Origin of the sequence: Vibrio profundi, assembly GCF_005281835.1 — a bacterium.
In the GTDB taxonomy this organism is placed as follows: domain Bacteria; phylum Pseudomonadota; class Gammaproteobacteria; order Enterobacterales; family Vibrionaceae; genus Vibrio; species Vibrio profundi.
Genome location: NZ_RZIS01000002.1, coordinates 708,908 through 734,143, shown reverse-complemented (window position 1 = coordinate 734,143; position 25,236 = coordinate 708,908). Strand labels below are relative to the sequence as shown.

At 43.0% G+C, this 25,236-nt stretch carries 26 protein-coding genes and 1 pseudogene; 12 read left to right on the top strand and 15 right to left on the bottom strand.

Annotation, left to right across the window (positions count from 1 at the left end; translation table 11 throughout):
• Positions 1-8: 8 nt before the first annotated feature.
• Entirely contained in the window at positions 9-683 is a 675-nt protein-coding gene (gene yjjG, locus ELZ11_RS08220; RefSeq protein WP_137356894.1) for a pyrimidine 5'-nucleotidase, read from the bottom strand.
• 106 nt (positions 684-789) lie between these two features.
• Here yjjG and ELZ11_RS08215 point away from each other — a divergent pair, with 106 nt between their 5' ends.
• The 3 genes from ELZ11_RS08215 (at position 790) to yiaY (ending at position 3,462) form a co-directional block, all read left to right on the top strand.
• Positions 790-1,713 carry a LysR family transcriptional regulator gene (locus tag ELZ11_RS08215; protein ID WP_137356893.1) on the top strand — a complete coding sequence of 308 codons (924 nt, stop codon included), beginning with the start codon at positions 790-792 and terminating at the stop codon, positions 1,711-1,713.
• A 127-nt stretch (positions 1,714-1,840) separates the two neighbouring features.
• Entirely contained in the window at positions 1,841-1,996 is a 156-nt protein-coding gene (locus tag ELZ11_RS23770) for a hypothetical protein (protein WP_167494649.1), read from the top strand.
• A gap of 317 nt (positions 1,997-2,313) precedes the next feature.
• A complete protein-coding gene (yiaY, locus tag ELZ11_RS08210; RefSeq protein WP_137356892.1) occupies positions 2,314-3,462 on the top strand; it encodes an L-threonine dehydrogenase in 1,149 nt (382 codons plus the stop codon).
• 139 nt (positions 3,463-3,601) lie between these two features.
• Here yiaY and ELZ11_RS08205 read toward each other — a convergent pair whose 3' ends face one another.
• Positions 3,602-4,171 carry a DUF1294 domain-containing protein gene (locus ELZ11_RS08205; protein ID WP_167494648.1) on the bottom strand — a complete coding sequence of 190 codons (570 nt, stop codon included), beginning with the start codon at positions 4,169-4,171 and terminating at the stop codon, positions 3,602-3,604.
• A 247-nt stretch (positions 4,172-4,418) separates the two neighbouring features.
• On the opposite strand from ELZ11_RS08205, the gene ELZ11_RS08200 reads away from it, so the two are divergent.
• The gene (locus ELZ11_RS08200; RefSeq protein ID WP_137356890.1) at positions 4,419-5,498 is read left to right on the top strand and encodes a PQQ-dependent sugar dehydrogenase; all 1,080 of its coding nucleotides are present in this window, start codon (positions 4,419-4,421) and stop codon (positions 5,496-5,498) included.
• 3 nt (positions 5,499-5,501) lie between these two features.
• Here ELZ11_RS08200 and ELZ11_RS08195 read toward each other — a convergent pair whose 3' ends face one another.
• The 5 genes from ELZ11_RS08195 to ELZ11_RS08175 form a co-directional block, all read right to left on the bottom strand.
• The gene (locus tag ELZ11_RS08195) at positions 5,502-6,125 is read right to left on the bottom strand and encodes an HD domain-containing protein (protein ID WP_137356889.1); all 624 of its coding nucleotides are present in this window, start codon (positions 6,123-6,125) and stop codon (positions 5,502-5,504) included.
• 8 nt (positions 6,126-6,133) lie between these two features.
• Positions 6,134-6,925: an aminoglycoside phosphotransferase family protein gene (locus ELZ11_RS08190; protein WP_137356888.1), complete on the bottom strand. Its 792-nt coding sequence runs from the start codon at positions 6,923-6,925 to the stop codon at positions 6,134-6,136.
• A gap of 56 nt (positions 6,926-6,981) precedes the next feature.
• On the bottom strand, positions 6,982-7,332 hold the full coding sequence (locus tag ELZ11_RS08185; protein WP_137356887.1) for a hypothetical protein: 351 nt from the start codon (positions 7,330-7,332) through the stop codon (positions 6,982-6,984).
• Between the two features lie 35 nt (positions 7,333-7,367).
• Positions 7,368-7,808, bottom strand: a complete 441-nt coding sequence (locus ELZ11_RS08180; protein WP_137356886.1) for a YccF domain-containing protein — start codon at positions 7,806-7,808, stop codon at positions 7,368-7,370.
• A gap of 63 nt (positions 7,809-7,871) precedes the next feature.
• Positions 7,872-8,417 carry a GNAT family N-acetyltransferase gene (locus ELZ11_RS08175; protein WP_137356885.1) on the bottom strand — a complete coding sequence of 182 codons (546 nt, stop codon included), beginning with the start codon at positions 8,415-8,417 and terminating at the stop codon, positions 7,872-7,874.
• A 668-nt stretch (positions 8,418-9,085) separates the two neighbouring features.
• On the opposite strand from ELZ11_RS08175, the gene ELZ11_RS08170 reads away from it, so the two are divergent.
• Both ELZ11_RS08170 and arsB read left to right on the top strand, forming a co-directional pair.
• Entirely contained in the window at positions 9,086-9,427 is a 342-nt protein-coding gene (locus ELZ11_RS08170) for an ArsR/SmtB family transcription factor (RefSeq protein ID WP_137356884.1), read from the top strand.
• Positions 9,428-9,548: 121 nt separating this feature from the next.
• Complete coding sequence (arsB, locus tag ELZ11_RS08165; RefSeq protein ID WP_137356883.1) at positions 9,549-10,610, top strand: ACR3 family arsenite efflux transporter; 1,062 nt, start codon at positions 9,549-9,551, stop codon at positions 10,608-10,610.
• Positions 10,611-10,693: 83 nt separating this feature from the next.
• On the opposite strand, the gene ELZ11_RS08160 is transcribed toward arsB, so the two are convergent.
• The gene (locus ELZ11_RS08160; RefSeq protein ID WP_137356882.1) at positions 10,694-11,770 is read right to left on the bottom strand and encodes a threonine aldolase family protein; all 1,077 of its coding nucleotides are present in this window, start codon (positions 11,768-11,770) and stop codon (positions 10,694-10,696) included.
• Positions 11,771-11,891: 121 nt separating this feature from the next.
• Between ELZ11_RS08160 and ELZ11_RS08155 the strand changes: the two genes are divergently transcribed.
• The 3 genes from ELZ11_RS08155 to ELZ11_RS08145 all read left to right on the top strand — a co-directional run bounded on the left by ELZ11_RS08155 (position 11,892) and on the right by ELZ11_RS08145 (position 15,148).
• Complete coding sequence (locus ELZ11_RS08155) at positions 11,892-12,497, top strand: HAD family hydrolase (protein ID WP_137356881.1); 606 nt, start codon at positions 11,892-11,894, stop codon at positions 12,495-12,497.
• A gap of 86 nt (positions 12,498-12,583) precedes the next feature.
• On the top strand, positions 12,584-13,198 hold the full coding sequence (locus tag ELZ11_RS08150) for an NAD(P)H-dependent oxidoreductase (protein WP_137356880.1): 615 nt from the start codon (positions 12,584-12,586) through the stop codon (positions 13,196-13,198).
• Positions 13,199-13,201: 3 nt separating this feature from the next.
• Positions 13,202-15,148: a monovalent cation:proton antiporter-2 (CPA2) family protein gene (locus tag ELZ11_RS08145; protein ID WP_137356879.1), complete on the top strand. Its 1,947-nt coding sequence runs from the start codon at positions 13,202-13,204 to the stop codon at positions 15,146-15,148.
• Positions 15,149-15,213: 65 nt separating this feature from the next.
• Here the strand turns inward: ELZ11_RS08145 and ELZ11_RS08140 are convergent, their stop codons facing one another.
• Entirely contained in the window at positions 15,214-16,062 is an 849-nt protein-coding gene (locus ELZ11_RS08140; protein WP_137356878.1) for an ion transporter, read from the bottom strand.
• Between the two features lie 219 nt (positions 16,063-16,281).
• Here ELZ11_RS08140 and ELZ11_RS08135 point away from each other — a divergent pair, with 219 nt between their 5' ends.
• On the top strand, positions 16,282-17,256 hold the full coding sequence (locus ELZ11_RS08135) for a hypothetical protein (protein ID WP_244291624.1): 975 nt from the start codon (positions 16,282-16,284) through the stop codon (positions 17,254-17,256).
• A gap of 96 nt (positions 17,257-17,352) precedes the next feature.
• Here the strand turns inward: ELZ11_RS08135 and ELZ11_RS23915 are convergent.
• The 5 genes and pseudogenes from ELZ11_RS23915 to ELZ11_RS08115 form a co-directional block, all read right to left on the bottom strand.
• Positions 17,353-17,445, bottom strand: a pseudogene (locus tag ELZ11_RS23915) (L-threonine 3-dehydrogenase); the annotation flags it as partial.
• A 55-nt stretch (positions 17,446-17,500) separates the two neighbouring features.
• Positions 17,501-18,541, bottom strand: coding sequence for a BspA family leucine-rich repeat surface protein (locus ELZ11_RS08130; protein ID WP_137356877.1), 1,041 nt, complete (start codon positions 18,539-18,541; stop codon positions 17,501-17,503).
• A 26-nt stretch (positions 18,542-18,567) separates the two neighbouring features.
• Positions 18,568-19,005, bottom strand: coding sequence for a BspA family leucine-rich repeat surface protein (locus tag ELZ11_RS08125; RefSeq protein ID WP_137357041.1), 438 nt, complete (start codon positions 19,003-19,005; stop codon positions 18,568-18,570).
• A gap of 368 nt (positions 19,006-19,373) precedes the next feature.
• The gene (gene tdh, locus ELZ11_RS08120) at positions 19,374-20,405 is read right to left on the bottom strand and encodes an L-threonine 3-dehydrogenase (protein ID WP_032550347.1); all 1,032 of its coding nucleotides are present in this window, start codon (positions 20,403-20,405) and stop codon (positions 19,374-19,376) included.
• A gap of 107 nt (positions 20,406-20,512) precedes the next feature.
• Entirely contained in the window at positions 20,513-21,706 is a 1,194-nt protein-coding gene (locus ELZ11_RS08115) for a glycine C-acetyltransferase (protein WP_137356876.1), read from the bottom strand.
• A gap of 333 nt (positions 21,707-22,039) precedes the next feature.
• On the opposite strand from ELZ11_RS08115, the gene ELZ11_RS08110 reads away from it, so the two are divergent.
• Both ELZ11_RS08110 and ELZ11_RS08105 read left to right on the top strand, forming a co-directional pair.
• On the top strand, positions 22,040-22,774 hold the full coding sequence (locus tag ELZ11_RS08110; protein ID WP_137356875.1) for an EAL domain-containing protein: 735 nt from the start codon (positions 22,040-22,042) through the stop codon (positions 22,772-22,774).
• On the top strand, positions 22,771-24,375 hold the full coding sequence (locus ELZ11_RS08105) for a response regulator (protein ID WP_137356874.1): 1,605 nt from the start codon (positions 22,771-22,773) through the stop codon (positions 24,373-24,375). The genes ELZ11_RS08110 and ELZ11_RS08105 overlap by 4 nt, the downstream gene beginning before the upstream one ends.
• Here ELZ11_RS08105 and ELZ11_RS08100 read toward each other — a convergent pair.
• Entirely contained in the window at positions 24,365-25,177 is an 813-nt protein-coding gene (locus tag ELZ11_RS08100; protein ID WP_137356873.1) for a helix-turn-helix transcriptional regulator, read from the bottom strand. The genes ELZ11_RS08105 and ELZ11_RS08100 overlap by 11 nt on opposite strands.
• Positions 25,178-25,236: the final 59 nt, after the last annotated feature.

The window sequence follows — 25,236 nt, the reverse complement described above, 5'->3', positions numbered from 1 at the left end:
ATTGCGCACTAGCCAAGCAATAGAGCTTGTAATTCCTTTAACGAGCTCACTTGGTAATGCGGGGATACGCCTTCTGGCGTGCTCTCATCAGAGCTATTAAGCCAGCAGGTTTCAATACCAAAATTCAGGCCACCCAAAATATCTGAATGAGGGTTGTCTCCAACCATCAGCATTCTTTGTTTGTCTGGCATACCACTGACTTGGTGGGCATGTTCAAATATGCCAGCGTCTGGCTTCGCTATCCCAACTTCCTCAGAAATCACTACATGTTTGAAATATTCAGTCATGCCCGTTCTTTCCAAACGAATCGCTTGTAGCTCAGTGAAACCGTTTGTGATGATACCCATATTCACTTTTCCGTGCAGCGCTTCCATTAGCTCCCTTGCACCAGGCAACAAAGTACAAATGTCAGCCATAGCATTTAGGAACGCACTGTTAAGCTCTGCGGTCGTGGTGTTGAGTTTCTCAGCCCAACGCTCAAATCGGGTGTGTTTTAGCTGCTGCGCATCTATCACTCCGTTTTGGTAATCCACCCACAAAGGCAAGTTTGTCTCTTGATAAACCGCGTAGTCTTGTTTAGTAAACTCTACCCCAAATCGAGAGAACATTAGCTGCATGCCTTTAAAAGCATCAAAGTGAAACAGGGTTTCATCAGCATCAAAAAAAATCCAATCGTACTTCATCTTTGTTCCTTATTTAATTGGGGGTAAGTTTAATTTGTTTTAAAATGAATGATAATACCTTCAAAAAGAAACTGATTGTTGAAAAAGCCTCAACAAAAGGATCATCATGAATCACTTCTCTTGTATTCCGATTTTTGTCGCCGTAGTGGAGTGTGGCAGCTTCTCTCAAGCCGCAAGTAAACTCAATCTGACCAAATCAGCGGTCAGCAAACGCATTAATCACCTTGAAGCGCAACTCGGTACACGGTTACTGAATCGAACCACTCGTCGGATCAACTTAACCGAAGCCGGTCAGCGTTTTTATGAATACGCGTCCCAAGCCAATAGTTTAGCGAAAGAAGGGATTGATGCAGTCAGCGAATTGCAAGGTTCCCCACAAGGCAAGTTGCGAATCACAGCGCCCATGTCATTTGGTGTACTTCACATCGCACCATTTATCGCAGAGTTCTTGGAGACTTATCCGTTAGTTGAAATAAATCTATCGCTTGAAGATCAAATGGTTGACTTGATTGACGGTGGGTTTGACATGGCAATCCGCATAGGTCACCTACCCGATTCTAATTTAGTCGCTAAACGTATTGCACCTTGTTATAGCGTGTTATGTGCCTCTCAAGATTACTTAGATAGACACGGCGAACCAATCAGGCCTTCGGACTTAGTCAACCATAATTGCCTTCAGTATGCCTACTTTAAAGGTGGGACCGAATGGTCGTTTTGTAGTTCTAATAACACCATCAAAGTGCTGCCGAAAGGTAATTTAGTGGTCAACAATAGTGAAGCTCTCAGGCAAGCCCTGCTATCTGGTTTGGGCATTGCACAGTTGCCGACATTTTTAGTCGGTAAGGACATCGCCGCGCAAAAGCTAAAGCCTTTACTAGAAAGTTACCCATTGCCAGAGCATTCGATTTACGCCGTGTTCCCGGAAAGAAAATACCTTCCGTTAAAAGTCCGGGTATTCATTGATTACATGAAAGAAAAGTTAGGTAGTGATGTGCCGTATTGGGATAAGGTTTACCAAAACGAAAAGTGATCGCCTAGACAAATCCGAACTTAAAATATGGGTTAAGCCAGCACTCGACACTCGTTATGATCGAGCACATCTTTTGCTCGTTTCTGTGTGCATATGATGGGGGAAATAACATATGGAGGCTATACCGATGAAACATTTTCTCCCCTCTTCTGTCATGCTCACTCCATTCTTAGTCAAAAATTATGACAAAGAGGAAGAGCTTGAAAGCATTGAAGAACAACAAATATCAGAGTCAGAATCATCGAAAGAACAACATCAAATTGACGTAAACAACGAAGCGTAAATTTGGCTGAGTTTAGTGCTGTAAATCTACTCAACGAATAGCACTAAACTCTTTTTCAGCTTCGGATTCACTCTTACATACGTGTTATTGTAGCAATCACGACTCAAATCATTCCACCGTAAAGCATCGAGTTATCGAATTCATTTAGTGTCATTTCTGTTAGTAATCTAAGCTAATCGATTGCCTTTTGTTGGACGTCACACAGATAACCCAAAAGTAGTACTCTCGGAAATATTCTTGTTTTAGATCAATATCAACATCCCGCACCGTAGCGATGATAAACGCAATTCAAATGATAAATTTAACGGAGTATTCCAATGGCGAGTGCATTTTTTATCCCTACGATTAACCTAATGGGTGCGGGCTGTTTAACGGATGCGGCAGATAGCATTCATTCTCAAGGCTTTAAGAAAGGTCTTATTGTTACAGACAAGGTACTGAACCAAATTGGCGTCGTAAAACAAGTTCAATACCTGCTAGCAGACCGCAGCGTCGATACTGTCGTCTTTGATGGAACTCAACCAAACCCAACCATCAGTAATGTGAACGATGGCTTAGCTCTACTTCAAGAAAATGACTGTGATTTTGTTGTTTCACTAGGTGGCGGCTCGCCTCACGACTGTGCAAAAGGCATTGCTTTGGTTGCGGCTAACGGCGGAAAGATTGCTGATTATGAAGGCGTTGACCAATCAGCAAAACCAATGATGCCACTTATCGCAATCAACACTACCGCTGGTACCGCTTCAGAAATGACGCGCTTCTGTATCATCACAGATGAAGAACGCCACATTAAAATGGCGATTGTCGACAAACACACAACACCATTAATTTCAGTCAATGATCCTGAGTTAATGCTCGCGAAGCCAGCATCACTCACCGCAGCAACAGGTATGGATGCACTGACTCATGCCGTTGAAGCTTATGTGTCTATCGCAGCAACCCCAATTACAGACGCAGTCGCCATTAAAGCGATTGAACTGATCCAAGCACACTTACGCACGGCAGTAAGTAACGGTGATGACATCGAAGCTCGTGAGCAAATGGCTTATGCGCAATTCATGGCCGGAATGGCATTTAACAACGCTTCTCTAGGCTATGTTCATGCAATGGCCCACCAGCTAGGCGGTTTCTATGATCTGCCACACGGTGTTTGTAATGCAGTATTACTACCACACGTTCAACGTTACAACGCGCAAGTATGTCCTGAACGTCTTCGCGATGTCGCAAAAGCAATGGGAGTGGACGTTGAAAATATGAGCGCGGAACAAGGCGCGGAAGCAGCATTAACCGCTATCGTTGAGCTTTCACAAGCGGTTGGAATCCCTGCAGGGCTTAAAGATTTAGGCGCGAAATCTGAAGACATCAGTATTTTGGCTGACAACGCACTGAAAGATGCTTGCGGCTTTACCAACCCAAAACAAGCAACCCATGAAGAGATTTCAGCGATCTTTGAAGCGGCAATGTAAGTCGAAAACACCATTCATCCTCGTACCGTATAGCTCAACTCTAGCCTACAAGCCCCGCATAGCAACACTAAGCGGGGCTTTTCTTATCTCTTATCTCTTATCTCTTATCTCTTATCTCTTATCTCTTATCTCTTATCTCTTATCTCAGTAACATTTTTAAATACTGCACCGCAGACATCAAATAACCATTCCCTACATCAGTAAACGTCCAAACAAAAGCTAAGAAATTAAAAACGACGGTTAACCAAAATACACTCGCAAACCATTTATCCTGATACCTGTGATTAAAAACGCACTGAGCAAATAAAGCGCCAGGCCAGCCACCTGCTAGAGATAACAAATGAAGAATACCGCTATTCACACCGAGAGTTTGGTGCCTTACCGCTTCTTTATCAAAGGCATACACTGAATACGTCACCGCGCTCGCAAGCACATAAAATAGCAACATAATAGCCGGATATTGAACAAGCCAAATACTGGCGCCTAATACTGTGTAAAACCAAATAATAATCGCAAGGGAAAAATTAAAGACTAAGGGTTTAGCCTTTGAGGACTGTTTTTTGTCAGATTCAATACGTCTAAAGATTGCTTCATGACGCTCGATACTGCCTTTCGTTTGAATACATCCGGTACCTTGGTAAGCTTCAAGTTCTAATGTGGCTTGTTTACTATCATCATTCCATTGACTCACAGTTCGCTCTGCGCTCATTCCGCCTCTCCCTAGCCTATGCATCAGGTTCCCCTGACTACTATTCTTATAGTGAAGTTACCATCACTTAGTTAGTAAAAATATTAGTTGCATATGGACTAATGTAAATGAACACGAAGCGAGGTCTATCACAATTTTCTGTGTATATTCCTATTTATACTTACACTGAACTGAATACCAAAAAGCAATACAAGCCCTCAAATCACCATTTATTAATCCAATAACCTAAAGAATTAAGGTAGTTAGTATGAAATTAAAAAGCGCTTTCGTTCTATTTTTTGCCACATTCCAATGCGCCAGTGCTGAATACCAACTGACTCGAGTTTCTGAAGGTTGGTACATACCATGGGGGCTACAATTCATCGACAAAGACACGCTTGTCATTACCGAGAAAAACGGCCTTATTTCACAACTCGACCTAAAATCCAAACAACGTACCGCTTTGTTTGAAGTTCCAAATCTAGATGATGGCGGACAAGGAGGCTTACTCGATGTCGCTCAGTCTCCGATTAACCCTAAACAACTGTATTTCACCTACAGTAAAGAAACGGATTCAGGCAGCGCTACAACTTTAGCGAGTGCGACTTTGAACACCAACCAACTCACTAATTGGCAAGATATGTTAGTCACCAGTGCACAGTCCGATACTGGGCGACATTTTGGTAGCCGTATCACCTTCGATGATAACGGACACTTATTCTTGTCCTTAGGTGATCGAGGTGAAAGAGACAACGGCCAAAACACTAACAATCAAGCTGCCACTATTTTGCGACTCAATCTCGATGGCACGATTCCAAGCGACAACCCATTCACAAATGAAAACGATGTTGATAACGCGATATGGAGCTACGGACACCGTAACCCTCAAGGCATCGTTTACGATTCTCAATCAAAGCTGTTATGGGCGATTGAACACGGCCCAAGGGGTGGTGACGAGATCAACCTCATTCATAAAGGAAAAAATTATGGATGGCCTATTACTTCTCACGGCAAAGAATATTGGGGGCCAATTTCAGTTGGAGAAGCTAAAGAGAAAGAAGGTATAGATAGCCCTTCATTAGTGTATATCCCTTCTATTGCCCCAAGCAGTTTGGTTCTATATCGAGGGGAAAGTTACCCAAAACTGGATGGAAAATTGCTCGCGGGCGCGTTAAAGCTCACGCACATTAATGTGGTGTCGGTTTCCAACAAACAGCAGTTAAAAGAAGTAGATCGATTGTTTGAAGATCTCAATGAACGGATTCGAGATATTACCATCAGCCCAGATGACAGAATCTACTTCAGTACCGACAACGGCAATATCTACCGAATTGAACCGACGCAGTAAACGTTAGATTTCTGACTGCAGCTGTTCTAAATATGCTTGCATAAAACGAGTACGTTTAGTCGCTTCATTGGTTGCCGATAAAGTATTCATTGTCTGCGCCAAATGGAGCAATTTTATGTAGAAGTGATCTATGGTGAACGTCTTATCATCAGGCTCCCGTTCCGTACAAAACGGGTCATTAATTGAATAGAGCGTTCGCCCTAGTGCAGTGCTAACTTGCACACAACGCGACACGCCTACCGCACCTAATGCATCAAGGCGATCAGCATCTTGAACGACTTTCGCTTCTAAGGTTTCCGGAGTAACGTTAGCACTAAAGCTATGGGAAACAATCGCATGGTGAATAGCAGAAAAATGCTGTTCTGGATAATCTATCGATTTCAAAAACTCTATCGCCATGTCGGCAGCATAGAGTGAGCTTTGCTGCCTTTCGGGGTGATCTTTAGGGAAGGTAAAGCAATCATGCAAATAGGCCGCGGGAACCACAACTTCATGGATCGCCCCCTCAGCCAAGCATAACTGTTTGGCCGTTTTCACAACACGCAGTATATGGCTAATATCATGAGCAGCATCCGTCTTCATTTTTTCTTCGACGAAGGCCAGCAACTGAAGTTCGAATTGTTCCATACGTAATCCTAATTATCGAATAAGCCTTGAGTGATCTTTTCGCGATTACACTCCAAATACTCAACATCTTTTTGATAAGCCATATGATGACCCGCTTCAATATGGCTACGAAACACCTGATTACCAGCCTCAGCTTGAGTAAACATGAAGTCCACCAGCGATTGCACACGCTGAATCATCACAGTAACCAACTGCTGTCGCTGTGTTGCATTAGCTCCGTATGCATCACAGAACAATTTAGCTCTCACGATTTGCCGCTTTAAATTACCTAACCGATCAACCGGATCAGTTTTAAAAGGTGCCCAGCAATATACCGAAAAAGCGACGTCCCACACTCTTGAGCCTGGATGACAGGTATCAAAATCAAATACCCCAACCACTTGCTCTTTCTGCAACGCCACATTGTACGGCGTAAAATCTCCGTGGCACATCACTTCAATTGGCAACTGAGCAGGTAGCATCCATTCCAGATTGACGACATCATGGCTTTGAACAAACTCCACTGACTCATCGTGTATCGAACGCAGCAATTTCGCAGCAGATTCTAACGCTTGGCCTGAAGCAATATCGCCACTCAACGGATAATTGTAGGTCTGGCCTTCAACGTAACTTAATATCTCTTTATTGTTTTCATCGTAGCCTAAAAACTCGGGCACACACGTCAAACCGCTCTGGTTTAGAAAGCCGAGAAACAAATGCACACTCCTTGAATACGCACCGCTTGGCCTCACCACAGTGCCTTGCTCTATCGTAATCGGCCTCGCAAGCTCCGCACTTTTTTCGTGCTCATCACTCTTCATCAATATCCTTATTCAGCATTCAGCATTCAGCATTCAGCATTCAGCATCAGGTAAAACTAAAACACCATGACATGATCAACCAAGTATTGCCCGTCTTGTTCCACTAACACCATTTCTGCAACAAATTCGCCCTCTGCTATTGAGAACATTTGCTTCCACACGAAAGCCACCGACTCAGGCCTTCGAAATAACGCAACTGGCTGTCGCGCTGTAAACAAACCCTTTTCGCTTTGATAAGCTTGGCAGACGCTGGCGAAATGCGCTTGCGTGACAATAGAGCGCATTCGCTGAGTAAAGTCTCGGCAATGTCGTGCATGATCGAGCTCAGTTGAAGCTGACATCAAATTATCCATAATTGGCGTCGCGATTGCCCATAGGTCATCGTCACTGCATTGCCTAAAATCCATTCGTTCTCTTCCATTTAGTTCGATGTATTACCTATTTATTGGTGACGTTTGTAATTCGCTACGCGCGCTGCTTCCGCTTCACGGCGGTCAACAACAGTTTTACCAATTGGAGCCAGTGAGATAAGCGCTAACTTCAAGTGCTGAATCGCGAAAGGAATGCCGATAATAGTAATAAAACATGCCACGGCCGATGCAATATGGCCAATAGCCAACCAAATACCCGCAAACAAGAACCAAATGACATTACCAATTACACCAAAGCCACTGGTGCCGATATCCGTTTCATTCGTGAGTTCATCCCGTGAAATGGCTTCTTGACCAAATGGGAAGAATGAAAAATTACCCATAACAAAACAAGCGCGTCCCCAAGGAATACCGACGATCGTGATAAAGGCAAGCAAGCCAAAGAACCACCATGCTAACCCCATGAAAATACCGCCAAACAAAAACCAAATAATATTACCTATCGTTCTCATAATTCCTCACTGAGTTTGGGTTCTAACTGACACTTTCTATTAAAGCTCATCGACCTTTAATAATTAGCGAATTTGGCGTTCTTCCCACTGTGTTTTTCGAATTGCGTAAACCACAGTGTCCCACCATTTTTGTTTAAAGTATCTGTGCTCAACAAAGTGCGCCTCTTGGGCCATTCCCATTTGTTGGCACAATATAATTGCTGCTTTGTTTGCCCCTATGGTTTCTGCATACAATCGATGAATATTGAGATGTTTGAAGCCATAAGCAATAAGTGCTTCTGCCGCTTCTTGCGCATAACCTGCCCCTTGAAACTTTCGGCCAACACCACAGCCCATCGAAGCTTGCTGGCTTTCTTCTAAACGGACACCGCAAGTACCTATCATTTGCTTCGTCGTCTTCAATTCTATCGCCAGTTGAAATTTAGTTCTTGGCTGTTCTAAAGCTTGAGTGCTAAACAATTCAACCAACATCCTGGATTTAGACGCCTCACAATCTTCTTCGCTATAAAACCGTTGATACTTTGCATCTTGCGTCAAACTTACATAGTCATCGGCATCTTTGGTAGAAAAGTCTCGTAAAATCAAACGTTCTGTTTCTATGGCAAACAAACTAATCCCTTCCAGTTTCTACATGTCGCGATTAATCACAATGTACTAAAGTTCTTCGGACAAATAACCTAACAGATTGAATTGATTAGCGGTATGAATACATACTCTCAAGTATTGTTTCTAAACTGGCATCCAATGTAGCCTAATGAACATGAACGTACTGTTAACAAAATGGTCGATATAGGTTCAGTATAAATACCCGACGAATGAGCTGCTGAATGAAAAGTCGCTCTCCACCAAGCATCGTTACAATTTCCAACGCGCTGAGTTTAAATTTCGCGCTCATTATCTAGGATTCGTTGCAGTAATCCTGATAAACTCCACCTCAGTTGAAACAACACTGCAAAGATACCGAGAGCACCATGAAAGACTCTAATAAACCAAAAAAGAAAATGAGTAATTGGATCCCTATCCTAGGGTTCGGGATTCTAAGTACCATTCCTGTATTCATGTTTTTGATTGACGTCTATATCAATCAATACATGTAATGATGAATGCGTTTAGGCCTTGTAACCACTCAGCTTAGGCGCAGTTCCTACCTTTAGCGCATTTCAACCCAGCAATCATTTCTTCCCTACTCCTAACACAAACCAGCATTGTTCGATTGATCTAGAAATAATCTTGCAGTATAGTTAATCGTAATTCGACGATTAACTATAGATACCGCTATGACAACATCATGCAAAGCCGACCATTGTATCGATTTCTCTGCTACTGAATCTCAATTAGCACAAGAGGCCGAGTTCGCCTCGCTTGCCAAAGCACTGTCTCATCCAGCGAGAGTTCGTATTTTGAAGATACTCATCACTTTGGATAATTCAGATGGCTGTTTGAATAGCGATCTCGTATCTGAATTAAATTTGGCCCAGTCTACGGTTTCTGAACATCTGCGCATTCTTAAGCAGTCAGGGTTTATCACTGCCGAGCCTATCCCACCGAAAATGTGCTATCGAGTGAATCGGGATCGTTTGAACGATGTTTCCAATCTTTTCAGTCACCTATTTAATTAAACTGAAATCTAAGCTTTCTAAGCTAAATAAGCTAAAACATACAATTACTAGCCCATCGGCCTACAGCTGGTTGGTTTAACTTAACAAATCGTCTTTCGACGATAAACGAAGAGAGTGCGCTATGAGTGAACAAGTAGCTCAACCTAAACTAGGCTTTTTGGACCGTTATCTAACCGTATGGATTTTCTTGGCTATGTTAGTTGGCGTTGCCATCGGCTTTGCTTTTCCAGAGGTCTCTGAATGGAATGAAGCCATGTCGGTGGGTAGCACTAATGTTCCACTTGCAATTGGCCTGATACTAATGATGTATCCACCGCTCGCCAAAGTGAACTATCACCTGTTAGGCCAAGTAACCAAAGACAAACAGGCTATCACACTGTCTTTAGTTATGAACTGGATCGTCGGACCGATCCTGATGTTCGTATTAGCGCTGGTTTTTCTTGGTGACCACCCTGGATACATGGTCGGAATCATTTTAATCGGCCTCGCTCGCTGTATCGCTATGGTACTCGTCTGGAACGACATTGGGGGCGGAAACAAAGAATACGGTGCAGCTCTTGTTGCCTTAAACAGCGCTTTCCAAATCGTCACTTATAGCTTTATGGCGTGGTTATTCATCACAGTGCTACCGCCAGTATTTGGCTATGAAAGCATGGTCGTTGATATTTCGATGTCTGATATCGCAGAAAGTGTTCTGATTTACCTCGGCATCCCTTTTATGGCTGGTTTTGTTAGCCGTGAAGTGCTTGTGAAATTAAAAGGTGAAGCTTGGTATAACGAAGTGTTTATTCCTCGTATTTCACCAATGACGTTAATTGCCTTGCTTGGCACGATAGTGCTGATGTTCAGCCTGAAAGGTGAAATGATCGTAGAACTTCCAATGGATGTCGTTCGTATCGCCTTACCACTGGCTATCTACTTTGTACTGATGTTCTTTGTCAGCTTTTATATCGGCAAACGCATGGGGATTCCGTATGACAAAAATGCGTCTATTGCTTATACCGCAACAGGGAATAACTTTGAATTAGCCATCGCGGTATCTATCGCAGTATTCGGGATCAACTCAGATCAAGCGTTTGCTGGTGTGATTGGCCCACTGATCGAGGTACCCGTGTTGATAGCGTTGGTTAACTTCACCTTGAAAATGAAAGGTCAGTACTTGGTTTCAGCTAAGCAGTTGTAACACTTTATAGCGCGCCAAAACACTTTATAACGCCCCAACTAAAAAGGAGAGCCAGTGGCCCTCCTTTTTTAATAGAATCGCGCTTAGGTCATTTCAGACACCAACCAATCCAATATCGCGATAAATTCAGTATCAGATAAGTTCAATAGCCTATCTCCAACATACCATTCAATCTGCGATTGTTCTGGCAAAGGTGTGACCTGAGGGTGGCCTAGCCAAACTCCCTTTTCTTCAGCGAGCCTATCCCTTAATACCACGGCATTTTCGTAGCTTACCGGCAAGTACAAATGCAGCATGTTGGCATTAGGCTGAGCGGGGTTTAGGGTAAATTGAGGGTAGTCTTGTAGAATTTGGTACAACTGCAGAGTACGTTCAAACAGCGCTGGCATCGCCTCAATGCGCTGGTCAAACTGCATAGCCGCAGACACAATATACGGAGAACGGTGATACACATTCCCGCCTTGTCTCTTCATCCAAATAGACGCTTTTTCGATAAAATCCTTGTCCCCCAGTAGCATCGAACCGCCCAAGCCATTTATGCCTTTGTATAAAGAGACATAAGCAGTATCAAAACCCTGAGCAATGTCTTGATAACTCTTTTGGTAATACGCCGCGCACTCCCACAAACGAGCTCCATCCATATGTAGATGAATATTTTGCTCGCCACAGTAGGCTTTGATCGATTGCAAGTCTTCCCATTTTGGAAGCTGGCCACCAATTTCTCTCATTGGAAGCTCATACAACACGGCTGCAATATCGTCTGGCCACGCCGTTAGGTCGTCAACAGTCCATGTTCGAAAAGGGTTACCGATAGGCAAAATATTAAAGCGATTCTGTAATTGATAACCTTGACGTTCGTGGCGATAAATATGACTCGATTCATGCATCGCCACCAAAGGATTATTCTTTTGTTTACAAACTAGTTCTAGGACTGTTGGCTGAGTCATGGTCCCAGAAATCACAAACAATCCAGCTTCAAAGCCTAATAACTCAGCGACTTTGCTCTCAAAAGCTTGAATCTCTTCACCTTCGCCGTAGATGTCATGTTGGACATCATTTGCTTGGCACCAATCCGCCATTTGCTTAAAGAGCTCGGCCGGAGATAACTCTTCGTTACCTGAAATAGTCGTGTGGCACTGACTTCGTAAATCTATCGCCATGAATCCTTTCCTTGTTATTCTAGTTTTGAGATTACGGTAACTATCTAATTGAAAATAGTAAAGTTCATCAACTTAAAATGAGACTACACTTAAGCAAGCACCTTAACTTTGGAGGCTCGTAATGCCCGTAAACTTGGATCTAAAAATCATTGAAGCGGTCGTATTTGATTTGGATAACACCTTGGTCAGCTCTCAAATAAACTTTCAACATCTAAGAGAGCAACTCGGCTGCCCTTGTGATCAAGACTTACTCACTTACGCAGATGAATTGCCAAGCCCTACTGAGCAACAGCAAGCTCACCAACTAATTTTAGATCACGAACTCAGCGACGCTGCCAGCTCAATACCGATGAAGGGCTGCAAAGATCTTTTGTCGTACTTAAAGGGTGAAAATTACCACCTAGGGATTATCACGCGAAATAGCGCCACCGCAACACAAATGAAACTCGAACATTGCGATATTAAAATTGAGCGTGTGGTTTCACGTGAGGAGTTTGCCCCAAAACCCGCGCCAGATGCCCTACTCGCCCTCAAAGAGGAGTGGCAGTTGAATAACGATCAAATACTGTATGTGGGCGACTACCTTTACGATCTTGAAGCCGCAAACAACGCGCTTATGCCCTCTTGCCTTGTCACCAACGAGCTAGAGAAACCTTTTCACCAACACGCCTCTATAGTGGTCGAGCATTTAGAAGAATTACTGCAGCAATTCAAAGAGAACAGTTAACTAATTGTTATAAAATCATTCTTCGATTATGGTGAAAACAATCATTTCCAAAGTCATATTCATACACATTTTCAGTTAGAGGGCTTATGTCTAAAAAACGAGTATTGGTGCTCTTTGCCCACCCTTCACTTCACCGATCTGAAGTGAATAAACCGCTTTTCGAACAAGCTAAAAAAATAGAAGGGGTCACCACTGTCGACTTGTATGCAGAATACCCCACTTTCAACATCAATATAGATAAAGAGCAGAAGCGACTAGTTGACCACGATGTCATCCTTTTTCAGTTTCCACTTTACTGGTATTCGACGCCTGCCATCTTAAAGGAATGGCAAGATCTAGTTTTGGAATATGGCTTTGCTTACGGCAGCGATGGTCACGCTCTACAAGACAAAACCCTATTTTGTGCCATTACTGCTGGAGGCCGAGAAGATGCTTATCAATCCGAAGGGTATAACCACTTCAAAATCAGAGAGCTACTTCACCCAATCGAGCAAACAGCGTCACTTTGTGGCATGCATTATCTAGCTCCATTCGCACTGTTTGGTGCTCGTACCGCCCTAGAAGAAAAACGGATCGACCAACACATAGAGCTGTATCGCGACCTACTCACCGCTTTAGTGGATGACAAGATCGATATCAAACGCGCGAACCAAGTTGAAAAACTCAATCACTACCTGAAAGAAATGACGGCCGAGGATTAACGTATGACCGGGTATTTTTTACAAGCATTCATCTACTTAGTTGCTGCGGTCATCGCAGTTCCCATTGCAAAACGACTTGGACTTGGCTCGGTTCTCGGCTACTTAATTGCTGGTGTGGTTATCGGCCCTATCATTGGCTTAGTTGGCGAAGAAACCACAACTATTCAGCACTTTGCAGAATTTGGCGTAGTCATGATGTTGTTTCTAGTTGGTCTAGAACTAGAACCGAAAATGCTATGGTCGATGCGTAACCGACTTATGGGTTTAGGTGGCTTACAAGTGGGAGGCACAACCGTTATTGTTATGGCGATTGCGCTGTTTTTTGGTCAGCCTTGGACAATCGCGCTCACCATCGGCCTCATTTTCGCGCTGTCATCAACGGCGATTGTGCTACAAACCTTTAACGAAAAAGGATTGAGCAAGACCGAAGGCGGCCAAAATGCATTCTCCGTATTGCTCTTTCAAGATATTGCCGTTATTCCAATGCTCGCGTTCATTCCATTATTGGCTCTGCCTGAATTGGTGGAACAAGCGCAAAACGCAGCCAGTGCAGCGGCTGAGCACCATGAAGAGCTAAGTCTAGTCGCAGGACTACCCGGTTGGGCCTATGGCTTAGTGATCACAGCATCCATTGCGATGGTTGTGGTCGGTGGCCACTTCTTAAGTCGCCCCCTATTTCGATTCGTCGCCAGTTCCGGCTTACGTGAGATCTTTACTGCCACCGCTTTGATGCTAGTGATCGGTATCGCCGCTTTGATGAGCCTAGTCGGCTTGTCGCCCGCTCTTGGTACATTCTTAGCAGGCGTCGTACTCGCAAACAGTGAATTCCGTCATGAGCTTGAATCCAATATCGACCCATTCAAAGGCTTGCTCCTTGGGCTATTCTTCATCACCGTTGGAGCGGGAATTGACTTTGGGATTCTATTCAGTGACTTCGCGTTAATCATCGGCCTGACGATCGGGGTTATGTTACTTAAAGCGTTCGTCTTGTTCACTCTGGCACTCATTTTCAAAATCAAGAACAGCGACCGCTGGCTATTCACTTTGAGCCTTGCGCAAGCCGGTGAGTTCGGTTTTGTGTTACTGAGTTTCTCAATGCAAAACCATGTCTTACCGCCTGAAATAGCACAAACTCTCTCGCTAGTTGTTGCGTTATCGATGTTCCTAACCCCTGGGTTGTTTATTTTGTTCGATAAAGTGATCTTACCGCGCTACCAGCAAAGCTCTAACGATCGTGAAGAAGACACCATTGAAGAAAAAGGCACAGTAGTCATTGCGGGGATTGGCCGTTTTGGTCAGATAGTTAACCGTTTACTCGTCTCAAACGGCGTCAAAACCGTCGTGCTCGACCATCAGGCGAACCAAGTCGATGTCGTGCGTAAGATTAATACTCAGGCTTACTTTGGCGATGCCACCCGCCCCGACTTATTGCATACCGCAGGGATTGAAGAAGCCGCACTTTTGGTCGTGGCAATCGACAACCAAGAAAGCAGTGTAGAACTGGTGAAATATGTAAAACACACTTACCCTCATGTCAAAATCTTGGTTCGAGCGTTTGACCGAGGCCATAGCTACCGTCTAAAAGCAGCGGGGGCAGACTTCATTGAATCCGAAACTTATCACTCTGCGCTAGAAGTCGGTTCAGAAGCACTACGCAGTTTGGGCTATCACCCGTTTTTCGTTGAGCAACAAAAATCCACTTACAAAAATGTGGAAAATAGAAAATCCGATGTGCTTTATCAAGCATGGCTCGATGATTCTGAAGGTGACCGTTTCGACAATAATTACCGAAAACTATTCATGCATTTAGAAGAAAGCATAAAAGCAGACATGCAGAAAGATCGTTCAGACAAACACGCTCGATCTGAACGGGGTTGGACTCCACCACCAAAAGGCTATGCAGAACACGTCGGTGATGATGTAGAACCACTTGAACCCATCACCAAATAACGTCGAACCAAAAACGGCTATCTAAAACTAGATAGCCGTTTTTAATTTGAAGGTCATGTAAAACGTTATGACTGACTCTGCTGCTTCAATAGCTGCTTAATTTCGTCCAGCTCTTGTTTTAATTCCGCCATCGTAGGTTCATTGGCTTGGGCTGTTTCTTCTTTTTCAATCGCTTGGCGTTCTTGTTCAAGAACATTCACCACAATACCTATCACCATATTCAAAAATGCAAACGCCGTGAAAAATATAAACGTTAAGAAGTAGATCCAAGATAGCGCGTACACTTGCATGGTTTCGTACATTACGCTCGTCCAGCTCTCAAACGTCATCACGCGGAACAGAGTCAGCATACTGATTGAAATGTCACCCCATAATACTGGGTTAATCGATGCAAAAAACGTTGAGCCCACCGCCGCATAAATGTAGAAAATGATAAACATTAGTAGCATGACATAACTCAACTGAGGCAAAGCCTTAACCAACGAGTTAATCAATAAACGCAGTTCTGGAATAATTGAAACCATTCTTAGAACGCGGAATATACGCACCAAGCGCCCAAGTACGGCCATATCGCCACTTTGAATTGGCACTAAACTCACCACAACAATTAGTGTGTCAAACACATTCCAAAAGTTATGGAAGAAACGCTTTTTGTTCGGCTCACCAATAAAACGAATCACAATTTCTACCAAGAAAATCACCGTGATCGTCCAATCTAGCACTTTCAACAAGTTCATAATGCTAGATGGAATTTCATAAGTGTTCACACCGATCATCAGCGCCGAACATACAATCACGGAAATCACAAATACTTCGAAAATCTTATTGTTACGCAATCTAAAAAAGCGTTCTTGAAGGCTTCTATAACCTGGAGACATTAATTGCTTGTCTACCGATTTTTCTAATTCTGTCATGTCTGACGGTAATCCTATTGAGCAAATTTTTAGTCGACTTCTATGAGCCAATTTAAGGGCGGGACTATACCAAAAATTACTCATGTGACGAGTAAAGACTTTGTTAGAAAAGATTTATTAAGGTGATGGTTAACGGAAGCGATTGATAAACCGATATTTTCAATCTAACCGTTCCATCAACTAGTGTTATGATTAAAGTTCCACTAGCCACGAAAGTACTTGAAGTTGTATCTACGCACGTTTGTTACCTTTAGTATCATTACCTACTCCTCGCTAAGCTATAGCGAAGATACTTCAGTTGTGGCTGCTCCATCACCAACCGAATCGGTTTGCCTAAGCCAATCCGATGACACTCATTCCATTGATAAAGCATTTGATTATGTGAACACTAAGCTTTGTCAGCCTGCGGTCTGGTTTGATAGCTTTTTTGTAGACGAGCGAGTGGAAGATGATGCCAGAGCGGGCACTTTGATCCGCTGGTACAACGATTTTTCATATTCAGATGAAGACCATTTTAAGTACCGGACCAGATTTAAACTGCGCTTTAATTTACCGAAAGTCACAAAGAAACTTAAAGTGGTTTTAGAGTCCGAAGGGGAAGATGGCCCCCACGATTTATTACCAGAAACAACTGAAGATTTTGAAAGCCAAGTCGGTGTTCGATACGACTGGTACGCAAAAGGTCGAAGCAGCTTTAATTTAAAAGCGACTTTTCACCCATCCATTGAAGCGAGATATCAATACACTTATCCCTTTACCACGTCCACAATTGGTCGATTCACACAGAGGGTGTATCAGAAAAAGCGAATTACCGGCGAATCCAGCCAACTCGACCTAGAGCACTCGTTCAGTAAAAAGTACTTACTCAGGTGGACGAACTACGCGAATTACGATGACGACATAAAGGGATGGGAATTCGCTACCGGTACTACGTTTTACCACTACATCTCACAAGAACAAGCGATAAGCTATCAAGCAAGTATTCTAGGAAGTAACCGCCCTTATCATTACATTGAAAATACAAATCTGTCGGTCACTTATCGCCACAACTACGGCCGGAAATGGTTTTTCTACGAAGTCATTCCTGAGTATAACTGGAACAAAGACTTAGACTCGGAAACCGAGCCACTCCCTTACCGTTATACCGAGGCTAAAATCACACTGAGATTAGAAGTGCTCTTTCACAACATCTAACCTTTGTTTAGCAGTTTGCCATTCTTGCTCCAATATAACGGATACAAAAAAGCTGAACCCTAGAGTTCAGCTCTTTTCATTTAAATTTTTAGAGGCTTATTCCCAATCTAGGATTACCTTACCAGACATACCAGAACGCATCATGTCGAAGCCAGCTTAGAGCTCGTCCATTTTGGATCGATGAGTAATGAATGATCATCGGACACAAATTGTAAAAACCACCAACTAGCCACTTCACATACTGTTAATTAACAAAATACGGTAATTGTTCTTCGGTCAAAATACTGTCTTTTGCAAAATCAGTATACTTCGTTACTTTACTGACATTCCAGCTGGTTAAATTTTGGGAAAATACTTTATTCTTATAGAACATAAGGTCCATATCATAAACATTTGAAGTATCCCAACGGCTAATATCTTGGTTAAAAGCTCTAGCGCCACCAAACATTCTCCACATTCTCGTTACATTAGAGGTATCCCATTTACCAATGTCTTGGTTAAATTGTAAAGAGTCCCCAAACATTCCAAGCATATTTGTCACACTAGAGGTATCCCATTTACCAATGTCTTGGTTAAACGCATGGGCATTCGAAAACATACCAAACATAGATGTGACACTAGATGTATCCCAGTAACCAATGTCTTGATTAAAGCTACTCGTCGATGCAAACATCGAGCCCATATCCTTTACATTCGATGTATTCCAGTAGCCGATATCTTGATTAAATGCTTTAGCACGACGGAACATATTTACCATTTGAGTAACACTAGATACATCCCAATACCCGATGTCTTGGTTAAAGGCGTGGGCCTCACTAAACATTGCGTTCATATTTATCACGCTCGATGTATCCCAGTATCCTATATCTTGGTCAAATGCCTCCGCAAACCAAAACATGCCCGACATATCAGTTATACTAGAAGTAATCCAATTCCCAATGTCTTGGTTAAAGGCTTTTGCCTTCATAAACATGTTGCTCATATCCGTCACATTAGACGTATCCCAATCACTGATATCGGCATTAAACGATTCGCGCTCATGAAATACGTCGCTCATATCGGTTACTTGCGTGGTACAAAAACCAATGTTGCCTTGTTCTAGGTTATCCAGCAACGTCTTGTCTTTGATGAGTGTATTATCCACTACTACATATACTTTACCATTTTCGAGCACCACGGAGTTGACGGGCTGGTCTGGGCATTTTACTGAGATATCAATAGCAAAAGCGGTTTGGCTAGCGAGCGCGGCTGCGCCCACAACAAGTGAGGTGATGGTTTTTTTCATTGTATTTTCCTAGGGTTGAATAGACGTTAATCAGAAAAGGCTGGAAGGCTATCTGAAGATAGGCCACTGTCTTTAGCGAAATCAGCATGACGAGAGACGCGCTTGACGTCCCAATAAGTCAAATCTTGGTCAAAGCGCTTTGCGCCGAAGAACATGCGATTCATATTGGTGACACGAGAAGTGTCCCAACGGCTGATGTCTTGGTTGAAGTATTTGTCTTTAGCAAACAAGTCACTCATGTCTGTTACGTGAGTGGTGCAGAGTTGGATGTTGCCATCCAGAAAGTTTTGCCAGTAGTCAGAATTGCGGATTAGTGTGTCATTTACGACCACAAACAACTCATCTTCTTGAACCATCACGGTTCCTGGTTTATTTGACTCGCAGGTAACAACTTCAGGCTCGGAAGCAAAACCTTGGGAGCTACTCAGTAACGAGCCGACCAAAATAATTGAACGTAAATTCATAGTTAAAGTATTGATGTTTATTGAAATGAGCAGCAACCATACAGAAGACACACGTTTCAATTTCACTATTTGATAGGGCTATTTCACTAAAAAGTTGAACTTGCAATCACCATCTCAATACATTGCCCTATTAATAATAGGAAGCATTATAAATACTCTTCTTTGTAGGGGCTCCGCCAGTCAGTATTACGTTATTTAGCGTTTTTTCTTTGTGACTTCCCGATTTTATTAACACTTGTGCGTCGATTTATTCCACTTTTAATTAGCCTTGAGTGGTTCTTCTTTCCTCTAAAAAAAACAAAAAAGGCGACAGTAATTACTGTCGCCTTTCTATTAAACTTTCTTAAGTCGCTCTAGCTAACTCAAGACTACTCCCAATCTAGGATTACTTTACCAGACATACCAGAGCGCATCATATCGAAGCCTGCTTGGAAGTCGTCCACTTTGTAGTGGTGAGTGATAATTGGTGTTAGATCTAGGCCAGACTGGATTAGTGAAGCCATTTTGTACCAAGTTTCGAACATCTCACGACCGTAGATACCTTTGATAACCAAGCCTTTGAAGATTACTTGGTTCCAGTCTACTGCCATGTCTGATGGTGGAATACCTAGTAGAGAGATCTTACCGCCGTGGTTCATGTTCGTTAGCATGCTGTTGAATGCTGATGGTACGCCAGACATTTCTAGGCCTACATCGAAGCCTTCCGTCATACCAAGATCAGCCATTACGTCTTCAAGCTTCTCTTCCATCACGTTTACAGCGCGCGTTACACCCATCTTCTTAGCAAGGTCTAGGCGGTATTCGTTTACGTCAGTAATTACAACGTGACGAGCACCTACGTGCTTAGCAACTGCAGCAGCCATGATACCGATTGGACCAGCACCAGTGATTAACACGTCTTCACCTACTAGGTCGAAAGAAAGCGCTGTGTGTACTGCGTTACCGAACGGGTCAAAGATTGATGCTAGATCATCTGAAATCTCTGCAGGGATCTTAAACGCGTTGAACGCTGGGATCACAAGGTATTCAGAGAATGCACCAGTGCGGTTAACACCAACACCCGTAGTGTTACGACAAAGGTGAGTACGGCCGCCACGACAGTTACGACAGTGACCACATGTGATGTGACCTTCGCCAGATACACGATCGCCGATTTCAAAACCACGAACTTCTTGGCCGATGCCAACAACTTCACCTACGTATTCGTGACCGACAACCATAGGTACTGGAATTGTGTTTTGTGACCACTCATCCCAGTTGTAGATGTGTACGTCTGTACCACAGATTGCGGTTTTCTTAATACGGATAAGAAGATCATTATGACCCATTTCAGGTTTTTCAACCTCGGTCATCCAAATGCCTTCTTCAGGCTTAAGTTTAGAAAGTGCTTTAATTTTCATAATGTTACCTAGTTCATCTCGCCTAACTGTAAGGCGAGAATCAAAAATCTTATTGTTCTTATCTAATCATCACAGCGTTAGCGTTACGCTAACAACCTGCAATAAAATTAGATGATACCCATGTCTTTACCAACTTGGATAAACGCATCGATTGCGCGGTCTAGTTGCTCACGAGAGTGTGCTGCAGACATTTGCGTACGGATACGAGCTTGACCTTTTGGTACTACAGGGAAAGAGAAACCTACAACGTAGATGCCTTTCTCTAGAGCGCGCTCTGCAAATTCAGCCGCTACTTTTGCATCACCAAGCATGATTGGGATGATTGCGTGGTCAGCACCACCCATAGTGAAACCAGCTTCTTCCATGCGAGTACGGAAGTGTGCAGAGTTTTCCCATAGTGTTGTACGTAAGTCGCCAGATTCAGCTAGAAGATCTAGAACGCGGATAGACGCCGATACGATTGCTGGTGCAACAGAGTTAGAGAATAGGTATGGACGAGAACGCTGACGTAGCCAGTCGATCACTTCTTTCTTACCAGACGTGTAACCACCTGAAGCGCCACCCATAGCTTTACCTAGCGTACCTGTGATGATGTCGATACGGTCAACAACGTTGTGGAACTCGTGAGTACCAGCGCCGTTTTCACCCATGAAGCCCACTGCGTGAGAATCATCAACCATAACTAGTGCATCGTATTTGTCAGCAAGGTCACAGATAGCAGGAAGGTTCGCTACTACGCCGTCCATTGAGAATACGCCGTCAGTTACGATTAGCGTGTGGCGAGCGCCAGCTTCTTTAGCTGCGATAAGTTGCTGCTCTAGCTCTTCCATGTTGTTGTTCGCGTAACGGAAGCGCATCGCTTTACATAAACGAACACCATCGATGATTGAAGCGTGGTTTAGTGCGTCAGAGATGATTGCGTCTTCTTTGCCTAAAATTGTTTCGAATAGGCCAGCGTTAGCATCAAAACAAGATGTGTAAAGGATTGTGTCTTCTTTACCTAGGAACGTAGACAGCTTTTGCTCTAGTTCTTTATGAGAATCTTGAGTACCACAGATGAAACGAACTGAAGCCATACCAAAACCGTGCTGATCCATACCACCTTTTGCAGCTTCGATAAGCTCTGGGTGGTTAGCAAGACCTAAGTAGTTGTTTGCACAAAAGTTTAGTACTTCTTCACCAGTCGAGATAGAAACTGCTGCTTTTTGAGCAGAAGTGATAATGCGTTCAGACTTGTAAAGACCTTCTTCTTTAACTTCTTCGATTTGAGTTTGAATCTGTTGGTAAAATGCAGAAGACATTGTCTCATTCCTTCCTAGTTATTATTGAGCAACGTGAACGCTGCTTTATGTAGGGAGCCTAAATGAAAGCCAGATGGCTCATTTACACTGTAAAACTGATACTGACATTTTAGTTGAACTACTGAGAAACGATTATCCCTCGGGCTGGAAAAACATTAATGACTTCAAATCACAAATAAAGATTATTAATGATACAAGTCACACAAATTCAGCTACTGCACATAAATCTCAATTCATATTGAATCCAAATTTTTAATCGTAAAACGATATAGCGAGTCCAACGCTGAGCTTTCACAATGTGCGGCCATTTTAACCACTGAGCCAATCAAGCCCATGCATTTATCCGATCATTTAATCAACGAAGCGTTTGCTAACCACTGGCACACTTGCTTCTACCAGCCAAAAGTCGCGCCTAGCAATGAAAAGATGACGGGAGTAGAAGCATTGTTTCGAATCCACATCCCAGAACATGGAATCTTCGCACCTGCGCTGTTTTTAGATCGTGCGTTTGAACTTGGTTATGAAGAGCAAATCTTTTTCGTTGTACTGGAGCAAGCACTCTATGAAATCAAAGCTCTGTCTCCGTCTCTTAATCTATCGGTGAACATCAGCAAAAATGTATTAGAAAAACCTTATAACGCCCAACGTGTTAAAGCCCTGCTATGGGAATCATCCTTTCCCGCTCATCAGCTCATTTTTGAACTGAGCGAAAACGATGAGATAGACGACATGCTGCATTTACACATCCAACAGTTCAAACAGCTTGGGGTTCAATTCTCCATTGATGACTTTGGCGTCGGTCACTCAAACATCGAAAAAGTCATGAGCCTAAATGTGGATGAAGTGAAATTCGATAAATCACTCATCAACAACTGCGGTGAAAAATTCACATTGCTCATCAAGAATTTAGTCATTTTTTGCAAGGAAGTGGGTATCAGAACCGTCGCAGAAGGCGTCGAAGATGCTGAAACTTGCTCTTACGTAGATTCATTGGGGTTCGATAGCTACCAAGGGTTCCACTTTTCTAAGCCAGTGAGACCAAGCGAACTGCGAGGGTTCACTCTATGAGCCTCAGGACAAATTCACCCGAGCAGCCACAACCTGCGGCTGCATTCTCTAAATTCAAAGTTTTGATCATTGATGACAGCCCTTTGTTTATCCATAGCATTCGCAAGATCATGAACAAAATCAAAGTAGCGGAAAAAAACATTAATTACGCTTTAGATACTAAGCTCGCCTGCTGGTACCTGAGAGATAGCATTGAGTCAGGTAACCATTATGACATCATTATCTGTTCGTATACTTTTAAGAACCGACCCGTTGGCAGGGAATTCTTCCGCTTTATAGAAAAAGAGCACATACGCGAAAAGCTCACGGCTTTAATCGTGACCGATAACACAATGGATCAAGAGACCATCCGAGAAATAGACCAGCATTTACCCGATGGGTTTATTGCCAAGCCATTTAATCACAATCAGTTCGTGACTAAGCTCAACCAAGTCATCATTAGAGGAACAGCTTTAAAACCGATAAAAAATGCTTATTTCCAACGTAACTATGAACAAGTCATCGAGCTTACCCAATACATAGAACAAGACAACGCAGCCTTTAATAACGAACTGACTCGCGTTCGGTGTTTGTCACTGGTGCATTTAAAACGCTTCGATGAAGCTATCACTCTATGTTCAGCACAGCTTAGCCAGAATAGCGAATGGCCAGTAGTGCAGCTAATAGAGATCTATAGCTTGCTTGGTGACAGTGGGCGCGTATTAGCGCTGCTCGAACAGAAGCCGACGATTAAAGATCACCCCAGAGTGAAATGGCTATTAATGGAAAGTGAACTTAAGGCTAGTAACTACCAACAACTTATCGGTACTTATAAAAAATTCACAAGCGATCAGGAAAAAACGATTAAGTCAGCAGTTCTCAACCTTTATGAATTGGACTACGCGACAACCGCTGAAACCTTAAGTGCATTTGTAAAGAATAACCAAACGAATCCTTTGTTAGACAAAAAGATCTCGCTGTTTGTGTTAAGCATTAAAGCCTTAGATAACGTATTTAATGGTAGTGCTCCACACAGTAAGGAATTCGACAAACTAGTGATCGACAACAACCCGCATCATCACTTGTACTATCTGTTCCTTTACGTGCTGAAACATTACGATTCACGTGAACTGTTCAAAATGAGCAAGAAGTTCGATGCTTACGTAAAAAGAGCTATTTACGCTAAAGACAACTTGGTGCTTATTTTGCTGGCGCTTGCTTGCTATCACCTAGGGCTTCATTCCAAAGTCAAGATGTTGGCCGAACAGCAGTTAACCTTCGTTGAAAATGACTTCTTGTCCATCATCGCTGGAAAGTTACTGGAAAATTTATCTCAGTTAAGTGATAGCAAAGAGCTGTATTTCAATTTAAATAGAGATTCCGACTTAACGACTTTAGTTTCAATGGCCGACACCTCACCGCTAAACAAAGAGTATCACGAAGGTCTAGTGTCTCAGTTTGCCAATGTAGTGAAGCGAAGAAAGGTAAAGAAAACCAAAAAGCTAATGCTGAGTATTGAATCCAGTATCTCTTATTTACGCCAATCCTATGAAGATTTAGGGCAATTCAGCAACTTGGTGAGGCTGAAAACGGAGTATGAAGCGATCAGAGTCAATTTGTAATGAACTCAACGCTCTTCTTTTTCATCTTAAGATCATAATAACGAATGTACTTAAAATAGACATCGTGCTTGTTTTGAATCATCTGAGAGAAGGGATTCTCGACCACTTTCTTGATACTTGCTCGATAGAAGGTTAACCCCAACTTATTACAACAAGGTTCAAAATACAGGTCATACAAAAACTGGCTCATAGCTGGATCAATCGTAGGAAAACTAAATTCCGTCTCTGGCATATCAGCCGCCAAATGATCGAATATCTGACGCCTGATAGGCGCACTCATTGCCCCTACACTGAACAACATATTCCCACCGGTCTCATAAACCACATGCCCGATCATCAAATTCTCACACAAAAAGCACATGACCAGCATATCGCTAGACGGGACTCCTAAACGTTTCGCCGTTTCAATGAAGTCTCGACCATACAATTTGCTGTGCATGCTTCGAATAAGGTGTAATCGCTCATCAGGTATGTCGGCTAACTTATAAGTTTCCACTGCACCGATTTTGTAATCGTAGGCGATATCGAAGTTAAACGGCTTATCCATCAACTTAGTCGCCGCTTTCACTTGGACCATTTCTTCAATGGAAAAGTCGTAATCCTGCTGAAAGAAGCTCGCTATCCCTAAACGTCGTACAAAACTAGGTTGGGTTTTTCCGCGCTCCCATTGGCTGAGCATAACTTGGTTAACACCTTTAAATGCTCGATGAGATTTAGCCAATACGTCAGCTAACTCCTCTTGAGAAGCGCCTAACTGTTCACGTAACAATTTCAACTTATCTGAAAAGTTCTCTTTGTTCATTAACCAGTTCCCATTCCAATGACGGTGCATTTACACCTTAAGCATAATCGCTCCATAAA